This window comes from Escherichia sp. B1147, from assembly GCF_001660175.1.
In the GTDB taxonomy this organism is placed as follows: Bacteria; Pseudomonadota; Gammaproteobacteria; order Enterobacterales; family Enterobacteriaceae; genus Escherichia; species Escherichia whittamii.
In genome coordinates this window covers 1-13,534 of sequence record NZ_LFHY01000004.1, presented here as the reverse complement: position 1 = coordinate 13,534, position 13,534 = coordinate 1, and the positions used below count along the sequence as shown (strand labels likewise).

Here is a 13,534-nt window from a genome sequence, read left to right as displayed (position 1 = left end):
GTCTATCGCCGCCAGCGTCTGAGCAGGCGGCTTCGCATCCCGGTATCAAAGCGCCAGATATGATCGAAAATGCGCATGATGCCGGGTTTGCCGTGTGCCGACATCGCCACGGCATGAAAGCGATGCTGATGTACCCGCTGCAACTCTTTCACTTTACTTGTCACGTCGTCAGGCAACCGCTGGGCGATAAAATCAGAAATCACCACCGCATCGGCGTCAAACCATTCCCGACTTTGCAAGCGTTCCATAATGGCGCGAAAACAACTGGCAAGATCGGTGCCGCCACGAAACTGCTGACTTAAAAAGCGGATCGCTTGTTCAATACCTTGCGGGCCTGAAAGCTCGTAACGGACGATCTCGGTGGAAAATAACATAATATAGCAGCGTCGATTTTCAGCGAGGGCTATGCGCATTAATGCCAGGCAGAACGCTTTCGCACACTGTTCATTAAAACCGCCCATTGATCCGGAAGTATCCACGCAGACAATAAACGGCCCGCGCGGCTGTTCGTCGTAATCTTTATGCACCACCGGACGCTCGATCACTTTTTCACGCCACGCTTCACCGTGCAGACGATAGGTGAGCAACTGTTTTTCCACCAGCCGACGATAAAATTCATATTCCAGTTCAGTGATGCCCAGCGTCGCCAGTTCCGGCGGCAGAAGGCGTAAAATATCATCGCTTTGTTGCAGGCCATCAACCTGCTCAGGAACGGTTGCCGGTTCGCGCACCATGGTGCGGAAGGTTTCCATCTGTGCATCGTTGCGGGGTATTGATTTGGCCTCCCGCGAACGTCCCAGCTGTTCCGCCAGGCGTTTCAGTTCTGGCTGTTCGTTAAGAAATTCACCGTATTTTACAATCAACTGATAGTCGCCGCGTTTAAGCTGACCGGCGCTCATATCCCACAGACGACCGGCTGCGGTGTTGTTTTCTGCCAGAATCGGTTCTAGTTGCCCACTTAGCGTCATGCGTTCCTGAACTTCGCTCAACAGTTGTTCGCGTTCTTCTTCTAATAACTGTTGATTTAACGTCGTTGCTTGCACGATCAGACTTAAGCGCCAACGCTGGAGAAAAAGCGTGTGCAATGACGGAGTGATAGTGCTGTTAGCATCAACCAGCTGTCGGGCTTGTTCGCCCCACGGAGAATTTAGACGATGCAGTAAGTCCAGAATCTGCGGTAGCTGCACAATAAACTGCGGCGTGGAGAGAAGCTGGCTTTGCTGGTAGCACATGACCTCTTCAGTGAGTTCTGGCGGGACACGCGCATCTTTCAGACGGCTACGCAGCACCTCACGCCAGCGGGGAATATCATCCGTGATTGCAGTCTTGAGGCGCGGGAATTTTTCAAAGAAGATCGCCAGTTGCGGTGATGCCAACAGCGCGATGATCATTTCTTCGATCAACCCCTCTTCGCTGACGGCCAGCATTACATTAAGCGTATCCAGAGTTAGCATTGTTGCGCCTGGCGAATCTGGGCGCCGACATCCTGTAGGCTGGCTTCAATACGACCTAACCAGTCGCCAGGGATAAACAGACATTTTTGCTGTTCGCTAAATAAAACGTGTTGCTTACGCCAGTCGCTTTCAAGCTCTTCCAGTTGTTGTTTTATTTCGCCAGGCAGACCTTCCGTCGATGTGCCGGGCAGCGCCAGAGTTGCCCCCTGCAAACTCACATCGCGTACAACAAGATGTTGGGCGCTATCAACTTCTAAATTCAGCTTCTGGGCAAAACCGATACCGTTCAGTTTGCCGCGAATTTCACCGCCTTTGTTCAACCACTGTTCCAGTGCACTGCGCTCAAAGGAAATATGAACCACTTCTATGTCATGCAGTTTTAATGGTTTTTGCAGCAGCAACGTCAGCGTGGACGCGGTAACGTCGGCTGGAAGTTGGTATTGCGGACGACGGGTGAACATGCCGCCCTGACGAATCACCGTGAAGGCCGTTTTATCGCTTTGCTGTTGCTGGAGTTGCAGGCGAAGCTGCACAATCGCGCTCAGGCGCGTCAACATACTTTGCTGTTGCCAGGCGTGACCGGTCATCAATACGTCTATCTGTTGTTGAATCAAATTCAGGCTTTGTGCGTCATACCACAGGCAATCTTTCAGCAAGATAAGATCAACCGGGGCTACTGACTCACGACCACTAAAAAAGGCGCAGGCTTGTAATAAACGGATCGCTTTTTTCCAGCGACGATCGGAGACGTAAGGCGCATCCGGTAGTTTATCCAGTTGCTGGCGAAGCGTAAAAATCAGCTCAAATACATGATCGGGTAGCGTAATTTCACCAATCTCTTTCTGCCAGCGTTCATATTCTTCATCTGTGACCTGCAAGGCGGCAGGAACCGGATTGTTATTTTCATCTTGTTGATTGGTCAGCATGGAGCGGAAATTCGCTTTATCCTGCACTTTATCTAACCACAGACGAATCAGCATTCGGTCATATAATGCTTCCAGGCTGCTGTCTGCTTCTGGCAATTCGTTGGAGGCCGCCACCAGCAAGCGCATCGGGATTTTTTCGACATGGGCGCCGTTACGGAATTGACGTTCGTTAATGGCGGTTAGCAAGGTATTAAGAATCGCAGGGCCAGCTTTCCAGATTTCATCCAGAAAGACGATTTCTGCTTCCGGCAGGTAACCGCTGGTTAAGCGTTCATAGCGTCCCTCATCTTTTAACGCCTGAATGGAAAGGGGGCCAAAAACTTCTTCCGGGGTGGAGAAGCGGGTCATCAGATATTCAAAATCGCGCGCATTCTGAAAGGCGAATTTTAAGCGTCGGGCAATCAAACTTTTAGCAATACCTGGTGGGCCAAGCAGGAACACGCTTTCACCACTTAATGCCGCTAACAAACAAAGGCGGATGGCGTGACTACGCTCATAAAGCCCCTTTTCCAGCGAACTGCTTAGACGGGAAATTCTTTCCGCTAATAAGTGAGGGTGAGCCATAATGAAGTGGCATCCTTTCGTCAAAAGTTCTGCGTAAACTGCGAGTATAGACGTTTCTTGCTGGTGGCAAAAATAGTCTCAAAGGACGGCTATTTTTCTTTGAGCCAGGTTAATGTGGCCGCATTTAGGAGTACGATTTTGCCGTTAATCGTGCATACTGAACGCTTTTTTGTGGGCCAAGGGACTACGCACACATTTCATATTTCAACGAAAGACTAGTCTATGAGCACTGATAATAAGCAATCGTTGCCCGCGATTACCCTCGCGGCGATTGGAGTTGTCTACGGCGATATTGGTACCAGCCCGTTATATACGCTTCGTGAATGTTTGTCTGGCCAGTTTGGTTTTGGCGTTGAACGCGATGCCGTGTTTGGCTTTCTATCGCTGATTTTCTGGCTGTTAATCTTTGTGGTTTCCATCAAATATCTTACCTTCGTGATGCGCGCGGATAACGCCGGAGAAGGGGGGATTCTGACGTTGATGTCGCTTGCCGGGCGTAATACGTCGGCTCGAACGACCTCAATGTTAGTGATTATGGGGCTGATCGGCGGCAGCTTTTTCTATGGCGAAGTCGTCATAACACCCGCCATTTCGGTGATGTCTGCCATCGAAGGTTTGGAAATCGTCGCCCCGCAACTGGATACCTGGATAGTTCCCCTCTCAATAATTGTTCTCACGTTACTGTTTATGATTCAAAAACATGGCACTGCTATGGTTGGTAAGCTGTTTGCGCCAATCATGCTGACCTGGTTTTTGATTCTGGCAGGGCTGGGGTTACGTAGCATTATTGCTAACCCGGAAGTGCTGCATGCGCTGAATCCGATGTGGGCGGTGCATTTCTTCCTTGAATATAAAACCGTTTCCTTTATTGCATTAGGGGCGGTGGTGCTGTCGATTACCGGTGTCGAGGCGCTGTATGCCGATATGGGGCATTTTGGTAAGTTCCCGATTCGTCTGGCGTGGTTCACTGTCGTATTGCCGTCTTTGACCCTTAACTACTTTGGTCAGGGAGCATTGCTGCTAAAGAATCCGGAAGCGATTAAGAACCCGTTTTTCCTGTTGGCTCCGGACTGGGCGCTGATCCCGCTGCTGATAATCGCCGCACTGGCGACGGTAATAGCTTCGCAGGCGGTTATATCTGGCGTCTTCTCGTTGACGCGTCAGGCTGTACGTCTGGGATATCTGTCGCCGATGCGCATCATTCACACTTCTGAAATGGAGTCAGGGCAAATCTACATTCCGTTTGTGAACTGGATGCTCTATGTCGCAGTAGTGATTGTGATTGTTAGCTTTGAGCACTCCAGTAACCTGGCGGCGGCGTACGGGATTGCGGTGACCGGAACAATGGTACTGACGTCTATTCTTTCGACGACAGTGGCGCGTCAGAACTGGCACTGGAACAAGTATTTTGTTGCGCTGATCCTGATTGCTTTCCTTTGTGTCGATATTCCGCTATTCACCGCTAACCTCGATAAACTGCTTTCCGGCGGCTGGTTGCCATTGAGCCTCGGTACGGTGATGTTTATCGTGATGACCACCTGGAAGAGCGAGCGTTTCCGCCTGCTGCGGCGGATGCACGAACATGGTAATTCTCTGGAAGCGATGATTGCTTCGCTGGAGAAATCACCGCCTGTTCGCGTTCCCGGAACAGCGGTGTATATGTCGCGTGCAATCAATGTCATTCCCTTTGCGCTGATGCATAACTTGAAACATAACAAGGTATTGCATGAGCGGGTGATTCTGTTAACTCTGCGTACCGAAGACGCGCCATATGTCCATAATGTCCGTCGGGTACAGATTGAACAACTGTCGCCCACTTTCTGGCGCGTGGTGGCAAGCTACGGCTGGCGGGAAACACCAAACGTGGAAGAAGTCTTCCACCGCTGTGGCCTGGAAGGGTTAAGTTGCCGGATGATGGAAACCTCATTCTTTATGTCCCATGAGTCGCTGATCCTCGGCAAACGCCCGTGGTACTTACGTTTGCGTGGCAAACTGTACTTGCTGTTGCAGCGTAATGCACTGCGCGCACCGGATCAGTTTGAAATCCCACCAAACCGGGTTATCGAGCTGGGTACTCAGGTCGAAATCTAACGCCAGACGCCTCCTTTCTCCATAAAGGAGGCGTTTTTGTTTTTCATGCTTAATCACGATGTAAAACGTTTCGATGTTGATCACATTTCAGTAACGTTGCGATGGTTTTCTCTGTTCAGTCAGGATTAAACTGCTGGTCAGCGAAACGTTTCGCTGATGGAGAAAAAAATGAAAAAAGGCGCCGTTCTTAATTCTGATATTTCATCGGTGATCTCCCGTCTGGGGCATACCGATACGCTGGTGGTGTGTGATGCTGGTTTACCCATCCCTAAAACGACAACGCGTATCGATATGGCATTAACCCAGGGTGTACCTTCTTTTATGCAGGTGCTGGAAGTTGTTACGAGTGAAATGCAGGTTGAGGCAGCCATTATTGCGGAAGAGATCAAACAACATAATCCGCAACTCCACGAAACGTTGCTCACTCACCTTGAGCAGCTGCAACAACACCAGGGAAACACCATTGAAATTCGTTACACCACGCATGAAAAATTCAAACAACTAACTGCCGAAAGTCAGGCGGTAATTCGCAGCGGAGAATGTTCTCCGTATGCGAATATCATTCTCTGTGCTGGCGTGACGTTCTGAGGCCGTCATGGAAGCATTACTACAGCTTAAAGGTATTGATAAAGCCTTCCCGGGCGTAAAAGCCCTCTCGGGCGCCGCGTTAAATGTCTATCCGGGCCGCGTGATGGCGCTGGTAGGCGAAAACGGCGCGGGTAAATCCACCATGATGAAAGTGCTTACCGGTATCTATACTCGCGATGCCGGTACGCTTTTATGGTTGGGTAAAGAAACGACGTTTACCGGGCCGAAATCTTCCCAGGAAGCCGGAATTGGTATTATCCATCAGGAACTGAACCTGATCCCGCAGTTGACCATTGCGGAAAACATTTTCCTCGGTCGTGAGTTTGTGAATCGCTTTGGCAAAATTGACTGGAAAACCATGTATGCCGAAGCGGATAAATTGCTGGCAAAACTTAACCTGCGTTTTAAAAGCGACAAGCTGGTGGGTGATCTTTCGATCGGTGACCAGCAAATGGTTGAAATCGCGAAGGTATTAAGCTTTGAGTCGAAAGTCATCATTATGGATGAACCGACAGATGCGCTGACTGATACCGAAACCGAATCCCTGTTCCGGGTCATTCGCGAGCTGAAATCGCAAGGGCGCGGCATTGTCTATATTTCCCACCGCATGAAAGAAATCTTCGAGATTTGCGATGACGTTACCGTTTTTCGTGACGGGCAATTTATTGCCGAGCGTGAAGTGGCATCACTGACCGAAGATTCGCTGATTGAGATGATGGTGGGCCGCAAACTGGAAGAGCAGTATCCACACCTGGACAAAGTGCCGGGAGATATCCGCCTGAAAGTCGATAATCTCTGCGGACCTGGTGTTAACAATGTCTCTTTTACCCTACGCAATGGCGAAATCCTTGGCGTCTCTGGTTTGATGGGCGCGGGGCGTACCGAATTGATGAAAGTGCTCTACGGCGCCCTCCCGCGCACCAGCGGCTATGTCACGCTGGATGGGCATGAAGTTATTACCCGTTCACCGCAGGATGGCCTGGCGAACGGCATTGTGTATATCTCTGAAGACCGTAAACGCGACGGTTTAGTGCTGGGCATGTCAGTAAAAGAAAATATGTCGCTGACTGCGCTGCGCTACTTCAGCCGTACTGGCGGCAGTTTGAAGCATGCCGATGAACAGCAGGCCGTGAGTGATTTTATTCGCCTGTTCAATGTGAAAACGCCGTCAATGGAACAGGCGATTGGCCTGCTCTCCGGTGGCAATCAGCAAAAGGTGGCGATTGCCCGTGGCCTGATGACGCGCCCAAAAGTGCTTATCCTTGATGAACCTACCCGTGGCGTAGATGTCGGCGCGAAAAAAGAGATCTATCAGCTGATTAACCAGTTCAAAGCCGATGGCCTGAGTATCATTCTGGTGTCATCGGAAATGCCAGAAGTATTAGGCATGAGCGATCGCATCATCGTCATGCATGAAGGGCATCTCAGCGGGGAATTTACTCGTGAGCAGGCCACCCAGGAAGTGTTAATGGCTGCCGCTGTGGGCAAGCTTAATCGCGTGAATCAGGAGTAAAAAAATGACAACCCAGACTGTCTCTGGTCGCCGTTATTTCACGAAAGCGTGGCTGATGGAGCAGAAATCGCTTATCGCTCTGCTGGTGCTGATCGCGATTGTCTCGACGTTAAGCCCGAACTTTTTCACCATCAATAACTTATTCAATATTCTCCAGCAAACCTCGGTGAACGCCATAATGGCGGTCGGGATGACGCTGGTGATCCTGACGTCGGGCATCGACCTGTCTGTAGGTTCTCTGTTGGCGCTGACCGGCGCTGTCGCTGCATCTATCGTCGGTATTGAAGTTAACGCACTGGTGGCTGTCGCAGCCGCTCTCGCGTTAGGTGCCGCAATTGGCGCGGTAACCGGGGTGATAGTGGCGAAAGGTCGCGTCCAGGCGTTTATCGCCACGCTGGTTATGATGCTTTTACTGCGTGGTGTGACCATGGTTTACACCAACGGTAGCCCGGTGAATACAGGCTTTACCGAGAACGCCGATCTGTTTGGCTGGTTTGGTATTGGTCGTCCGCTGGGTGTACCTACGCCTGTATGGATCATGGGGATTGTCTTCCTCGCGGCCTGGTACATGCTGCACCACACGCGTTTGGGACGTTACATCTACGCGCTGGGCGGCAATGAAGCGGCAACGCGTCTTTCTGGTATCAACGTCAATAAAATCAAAATCATCGTCTATTCTCTTTGTGGTCTGTTGGCGTCGCTGGCTGGGATTATTGAAGTGGCACGCCTCTCCTCCGCGCAACCGACGGCGGGGACGGGCTATGAACTGGATGCCATTGCGGCAGTGGTTCTGGGTGGTACGAGTCTGGCGGGCGGTAAAGGTCGCATTGTTGGGACGTTGATCGGCGCATTAATTCTTGGCTTCCTAAATAATGGATTGAATTTGTTAGGTGTTTCCTCCTATTACCAGATGATCGTCAAAGCTGTGGTGATTTTGCTGGCGGTGCTGGTAGACAACAAAAAGCAGTAATAACGACTACAGGACATCTTGAATATGAACATGAAAAAACTGGCTACCCTGGTTTCTGCTGTTGCGTTAAGCGCCACCGTTAGTGCGAATGCAATGGCAAAAGACACCATTGCGCTGGTGGTTTCCACGCTCAATAACCCGTTCTTTGTATCGCTGAAAGATGGCGCGCAGAAAGAGGCAGATAAACTCGGCTATAACCTGGTGGTGTTGGATTCCCAGAACAACCCCGCAAAAGAGCTGGCGAACGTGCAGGACTTAACCGTTCGCGGCACCAAAATTCTGCTGATTAACCCGACCGACTCCGACGCGGTGGGTAACGCCGTGAAGATGGCAAACCAGGCGAACATCCCGGTTATCACCCTTGACCGTCAGGCAACGAAAGGCGAAGTGGTGAGCCATATTGCTTCTGACAACGTACTGGGCGGTAAAATCGCAGGTGATTACATCGCGAAGAAAGCAGGTGAAGGTGCGAAAGTTATCGAACTGCAAGGCATTGCCGGTACATCCGCAGCTCGTGAACGTGGCGAAGGTTTCCAGCAGGCTGTTGCTGCTCACAAATTTAACGTCCTTGCCAGCCAGCCCGCAGACTTCGACCGCACCAAAGGTTTGAACGTAATGCAGAACCTGCTGACCGCTCATCCGGATGTACAGGCAGTGTTCGCGCAGAACGATGAAATGGCGCTGGGCGCACTGCGTGCGCTGCAAACTGCAGGTAAATCAGATGTGATGGTCGTCGGATTTGACGGTACACCTGATGGCGAAAAAGCAGTAAATGATGGCAAACTGGCAGCGACTATCGCTCAGTTACCCGATCAGATTGGCGCAAAAGGTGTCGAAACCGCTGATAAAGTTCTGAAAGGCGAAAAAGTTCAGGCGAAATATCCGGTTGATCTGAAACTGGTTGTTAAGCAGTAGTCTTAGTCAGGTTTTATAACCTGATAGTGGCATTAATACGTCATCGACAGATGAACGTGTAATATAAAGAAAAGCAGGGCACGCGCCACCCTAACCCGGTGGCGCATTTTATGGACATCCCGAATATGCAAAACGCAGGCAGCCTCGTTGTTCTTGGCAGCATTAATGCTGACCATATCCTTAATCTTCAATCTTTTCCTACTCCAGGCGAAACCGTAACCGGTAACCACTATCAAGTCGCATTTGGCGGCAAAGGTGCGAATCAGGCTGTGGCAGCAGGGCGTAGCGGCGCGAATATCTCGTTTATAGCCTGTACTGGTGATGACAGCATTGGCGAGAGCGTACGCCAGCAGCTCGCTACTGATAACATTGATATTTCACCTGTAAGCGTGATCAACGGTGAATCAACAGGTGTAGCGCTGATTTTTGTTAATAGTGAAGGCGAGAACGTCATCGGTATTCATTCTGGAGCTAACGCTGCCCTTTCCCCTGTGCTGGTAGAAGCACAACGCGAGCGTATTGCGAATGCCTCAGCATTATTAATGCAGCTGGAATCACCACTCGAAAGTGTGATGGCAGCAGCGAAAATTGCCCATCAAAATAAGACTATCGTTGCTCTTAACCCGGCTCCGGCTCGCGAATTACCCGATGAATTGTTGGCGCTGGTGGACATCATTACGCCAAACGAAACGGAAGCAGAAAAACTTACCGGTATTCGTGTTGAAAATGATGAAGATGCGGCGAAAGCTGCGCAGGTACTGCATGAGAAAGGTATCCGTACCGTCCTGATTACCTTAGGGAGTCGTGGCGTGTGGGCTAGCGTGAATGGCGAAGGTCAGCGTGTTCCTGGTTTTCGTGTTCAGGCTGTCGATACCATTGCTGCCGGAGATACTTTTAACGGCGCGTTAATCACGGCGTTGCTGGAAGAAAAACCGTTGCCAGAGGCGATTCGTTTTGCTCATGCCGCCGCTGCTATTGCCGTAACGCGTAAAGGCGCACAACCGTCAGTACCGTGGCGTGAAGAGATCGACGCGTTTTTAGATAGGCAGAGGTGACGCTTGGCTACAATGAAAGATGTTGCCCGCCTGGCGGGCGTTTCTACCTCAACAGTTTCTCACGTCATCAATAAAGATCGCTTCGTTAGTGAAGCCATTACCGCCAAAGTTGAAGCGGCGATTAAAGAACTCAATTACGCGCCATCGGCCCTGGCGCGTAGCCTCAAGCTTAATCAAACACATACCATTGGCATGTTGATCACCGCCAGTACCAATCCTTTCTATTCTGAACTGGTGCGTGGTGTTGAGCGCAGTTGCTTCGAACGTGGCTATAGTCTTGTCCTTTGTAATACTGAAGGCGATGAGCAGCGAATGAATCGTAATCTGGAAACGCTGATGCAAAAACGCGTCGATGGCTTGCTGTTACTCTGCACCGAAACGCATCAGCCTTCGCGTGAAATCATGCAACGTTATCCTACAGTGCCTACCGTGATGATGGACTGGGCGCCGTTCGATGGTGACAGCGATCTCATTCAGGATAACTCATTGCTGGGGGGCGATTTAGCAACGCAGTATCTGATCGACAAAGGTCATACTCGTATCGCCTGTATTACCGGACCTCTGGATAAAACGCCTGCACGTTTGCGGCTGGAAGGTTATCGGACGGCGATGAAACGTGCTGGCCTCGACATTCCCGATGGCTATGAAGTGACTGGTGATTTTGAATTTAACGGCGGGTTTGACGCCATGCGTCAACTGTTATCACATCCGCTGCGTCCTCAGGCGGTCTTTACCGGAAATGACGCAATGGCAGTGGGTGTTTACCAGGCGTTGTACCAGGCTGGATTGCATGTCCCGCAAGATATTGCGGTGATTGGGTATGACGATATTGAATTGGCAAGCTTTATGACGCCACCGCTCACCACTATCCATCAGCCAAAAGATGAACTGGGGGAGCTGGCGGTTGATGTACTCATCCACCGAATGGCGCAGCCAACCTTACAACAACAACGATTACAACTTACTCCGATACTGATGGCGCGCGGCTCGGCTTAGATTTTTGCTGGCGTTTAATCAAGTTATTACCATCAGTAACCTTCAGGAGCATGAACATCGCTGCTGAAGCAACCGTGATAATCCCCATCGTAATAAACGTATAGTGGAATTGTTCGATAATCGTCGAGCCTTCCATCCCTTCATAAATGCGAAGAACGGCTGCACTAACGGCAACGCCTAGACTGATCGACAACTGTTGCGTAACCGCCAGGACGCTGTTACCACTACTGGCGTTGTTATCTGTCAGATCGGCAAGTGTTATGGTATTCATCGCGGTAAATTGCGTCGACATCGCCATCCCTAAAATAAACAACGGCAAAATTAGCATCCATATCGCCATTGCCTGTGATTGCAATGAGAACTGGGCGATCATCAGACCAATAATCACCGTAATTCCCACTAACGTATGGCGATAGCCCAGACGCCGTAAAATCTGCGTAACCATCGATTTTGCAATAATGGAGCCTAACGCTATCGGTGCCATCATGCAGCCGGCAATAAACGCCTGATAACCAAATCCTACCTGTAACATCAATGGCATAAGAAATGGTACACAGCCGGTCCCCAGACGGGTTGCGATATTACCAACGATACCGATCGAGAAGGTGCGTGTTTTAAATAAATCTAATGAGATTAATGGGTTTTGTGTGCGTCGGGCATGGAGGATATAGACAAGCAGTAACACTATGCTGGTTACTATGACTGTCAAGGCAATCCAGGTTTCAACAATTTTCTCACCAAACAGCTCGATTCCACTTGAGAAGAGCACAAGGCTAAGACCAAACAGTAAGAAACCAGTGATATCAAATTTTCGACGTGCTGTGGTGAAGTTGGGCATATGTTTGCGAGCGTAGAGAAGGCCCGCAATACCAATGGGGATATTGATTAAAAAGATCCAGTGCCATGTTGCCCAGGTGACCAACATGCCCCCAAGAACTGGCCCTAAAATCGGCCCTACCAGACCCGGCATGGCGACAAAATTCAGTACGGGGAGAAGTTCATTGCGTGGGTATGCGCGCAGTAACGCCAGGCGAGCGACCGGCATCATCATTGCGCCGCCTATCCCCTGAATAACACGGAAGACAACCAGTTGTGGCAGCGAGTTTGAGAGTGCGCAGGCCAGAGAGCCCAACGTGAACAAGCTAACGGCAATGGTAAAAATGCGGCGCGTGCCGAAGCGATCGGCCAGCCATCCGCTGACCGGAATAAGCATCGCCACCGTCAGCGTGTAACTGATGATGGCTGATTGCATAGCGAGAGGGGAGCGATTAAGACTATGAGCGATATCGGGTAGGGCGGTATTCAGGATAGTGGCATCAAGTGCCTGCATGAAGAAAGCCATTGCCGCAATCCATGGCAAACCCGCCATACTGAGTTTCTTTTTCTCGCTCATTCAATGTCCCTTTGTCTGGTTATCACTTATCCGGAGTGTGTAGCAGCGCCTTACAAGCTTTAAATGCCGCGTCGCCATCGCTTTGGATAATCGCATCGACGATCGCCTGGTGCAGATCCAGCTTTATCACGGTGTCGCTGGTTATTGACGTGAAGTAAGTGTGATAAACCGAATGGAATAGTGAGGCGAAAGAGGTCAAAAACGGATTGGCGCTCATTTCATAGATGTGCTCATGCCAGGCCATATCGACCTCAACCCAACGTTCTCGGCGAAAATTATCTTTTAATGCGACCATTTCGGCCATTAGCGTGTTGAGACGCGCCTTTTGTTCTGCTGTTCCCACCGTTGCAGCCAGTAAACAGGCTTGCGGCTCCAGACAGATACGCATAACCAGAAAGTGATCAATGACCTGATGAAAGTTCTCTTCTGTCATCCACCAGGTGAGCAATTCCTGATCAAGAAAGTTCCAGTTGGATTGTGGCATGACCCGGGTACCAATTCGTGGACGCGGTAAAACCATCCCTTTTGCCGTTAACGTCTTGACCGCTTCGCGTACCGCAGTACGACTCACACCAAATTGCTCACCCAGTTCAATTTCACCTGGCAAAATGGCGCCAGGTGCGTATTCACCTTTTAAGATTCGTTGTGCCAGCTTCTCAGCCAGAACATATGAAAGGTTTTTCTGTGCAGCTAACTGTTGTGCGCTTAAAGGCATTACTTATCTTCCTTTTTCTTTTTATTCCTCTTTAGTATGCCACCTGGATGTGTGATTGCGGTTGCAAAAACGGCAAATTGCTTGTTTTATGGCACACTTACAGGTGTTTTGCTGAAAAAACGCGCATTCGGAAAATTATTTTAAATTTCCTCTTGTCAGCTCAGAATAACTCCCTATAATGCGCCACCACTGACACGGAACAACGGCAAACAAGCCGCCGGGTCAGCGGGGTTCTCCTGAGAATCCCGGCAGAGAAAAGCGAAAAAATGCTTGACTCTGTGGCGGGAAAGTGTAATATGCACACCCCGCGCCGCTGAGAAAAAGCGAAGCGGCACTGCTCTTTAACAATTTATC

General features: G+C 50.2%; 11 protein-coding genes. 7 read left to right on the top strand and 4 right to left on the bottom strand.

All coding sequences use genetic code 11. From position 1 onward, the window contains the following. Window positions 1-2: 2 nt before the first annotated feature. On the bottom strand, window positions 3-1,454 hold the full coding sequence (gene viaA / locus A9180_RS02510) for an ATPase RavA stimulator ViaA (RefSeq protein WP_064525899.1): 1,452 nt from the start codon (window positions 1,452-1,454) through the stop codon (window positions 3-5). Continuing rightward, complete coding sequence (gene ravA / locus A9180_RS02505; protein WP_064525897.1) at window positions 1,448-2,944, bottom strand: ATPase RavA; 1,497 nt, start codon at window positions 2,942-2,944, stop codon at window positions 1,448-1,450. Before ravA ends, viaA begins: the two co-directional genes overlap by 7 nt. Window positions 2,945-3,166: 222 nt before the next feature. On the opposite strand from ravA, the gene kup reads away from it, so the two are divergent. The 7 genes from kup (at window position 3,167) to rbsR (ending at window position 11,072) form a co-directional block, all read left to right on the top strand. Then, window positions 3,167-5,035, top strand: coding sequence for a low affinity potassium transporter Kup (gene kup, locus A9180_RS02500; RefSeq protein ID WP_000102319.1), 1,869 nt, complete (start codon window positions 3,167-3,169; stop codon window positions 5,033-5,035). Window positions 5,036-5,203: 168 nt separating this feature from the next. After that, the gene (rbsD, locus tag A9180_RS02495) at window positions 5,204-5,623 is read left to right on the top strand and encodes a D-ribose pyranase (protein WP_064526099.1); all 420 of its coding nucleotides are present in this window, start codon (window positions 5,204-5,206) and stop codon (window positions 5,621-5,623) included. Between the two features lie 7 nt (window positions 5,624-5,630). Beyond that, window positions 5,631-7,136, top strand: a complete 1,506-nt coding sequence (gene rbsA / locus A9180_RS02490) for a ribose ABC transporter ATP-binding protein RbsA (protein WP_064525894.1) — start codon at window positions 5,631-5,633, stop codon at window positions 7,134-7,136. Window positions 7,137-7,140: 4 nt separating this feature from the next. Next, entirely contained in the window at window positions 7,141-8,106 is a 966-nt protein-coding gene (rbsC, locus tag A9180_RS02485; RefSeq protein ID WP_000211858.1) for a ribose ABC transporter permease, read from the top strand. Between the two features lie 24 nt (window positions 8,107-8,130). Then, complete coding sequence (rbsB, locus tag A9180_RS02480) at window positions 8,131-9,021, top strand: ribose ABC transporter substrate-binding protein RbsB (RefSeq protein WP_001056273.1); 891 nt, start codon at window positions 8,131-8,133, stop codon at window positions 9,019-9,021. 125 nt (window positions 9,022-9,146) lie between these two features. Then, a complete protein-coding gene (gene rbsK, locus A9180_RS02475) occupies window positions 9,147-10,076 on the top strand; it encodes a ribokinase (RefSeq protein WP_064526096.1) in 930 nt (309 codons plus the stop codon). Window positions 10,077-10,079: 3 nt separating this feature from the next. Continuing rightward, window positions 10,080-11,072 (top strand): ribose operon transcriptional repressor RbsR, encoded by a 993-nt coding sequence (gene rbsR / locus A9180_RS02470; RefSeq protein WP_074399415.1) that lies wholly within the window; start codon window positions 10,080-10,082, stop codon window positions 11,070-11,072. Here rbsR and mdtD read toward each other — a convergent pair. Beyond that, window positions 11,038-12,465 (bottom strand): multidrug transporter subunit MdtD, encoded by a 1,428-nt coding sequence (gene mdtD / locus A9180_RS02465; RefSeq protein ID WP_064525888.1) that lies wholly within the window; start codon window positions 12,463-12,465, stop codon window positions 11,038-11,040. The two genes, rbsR and mdtD, sit on opposite strands and share 35 nt — an antisense overlap. 22 nt (window positions 12,466-12,487) lie before the next feature. Further along, a complete protein-coding gene (locus A9180_RS02460) occupies window positions 12,488-13,180 on the bottom strand; it encodes a FadR/GntR family transcriptional regulator (RefSeq protein ID WP_064525886.1) in 693 nt (230 codons plus the stop codon). Window positions 13,181-13,534 lie beyond the last annotated feature (354 nt).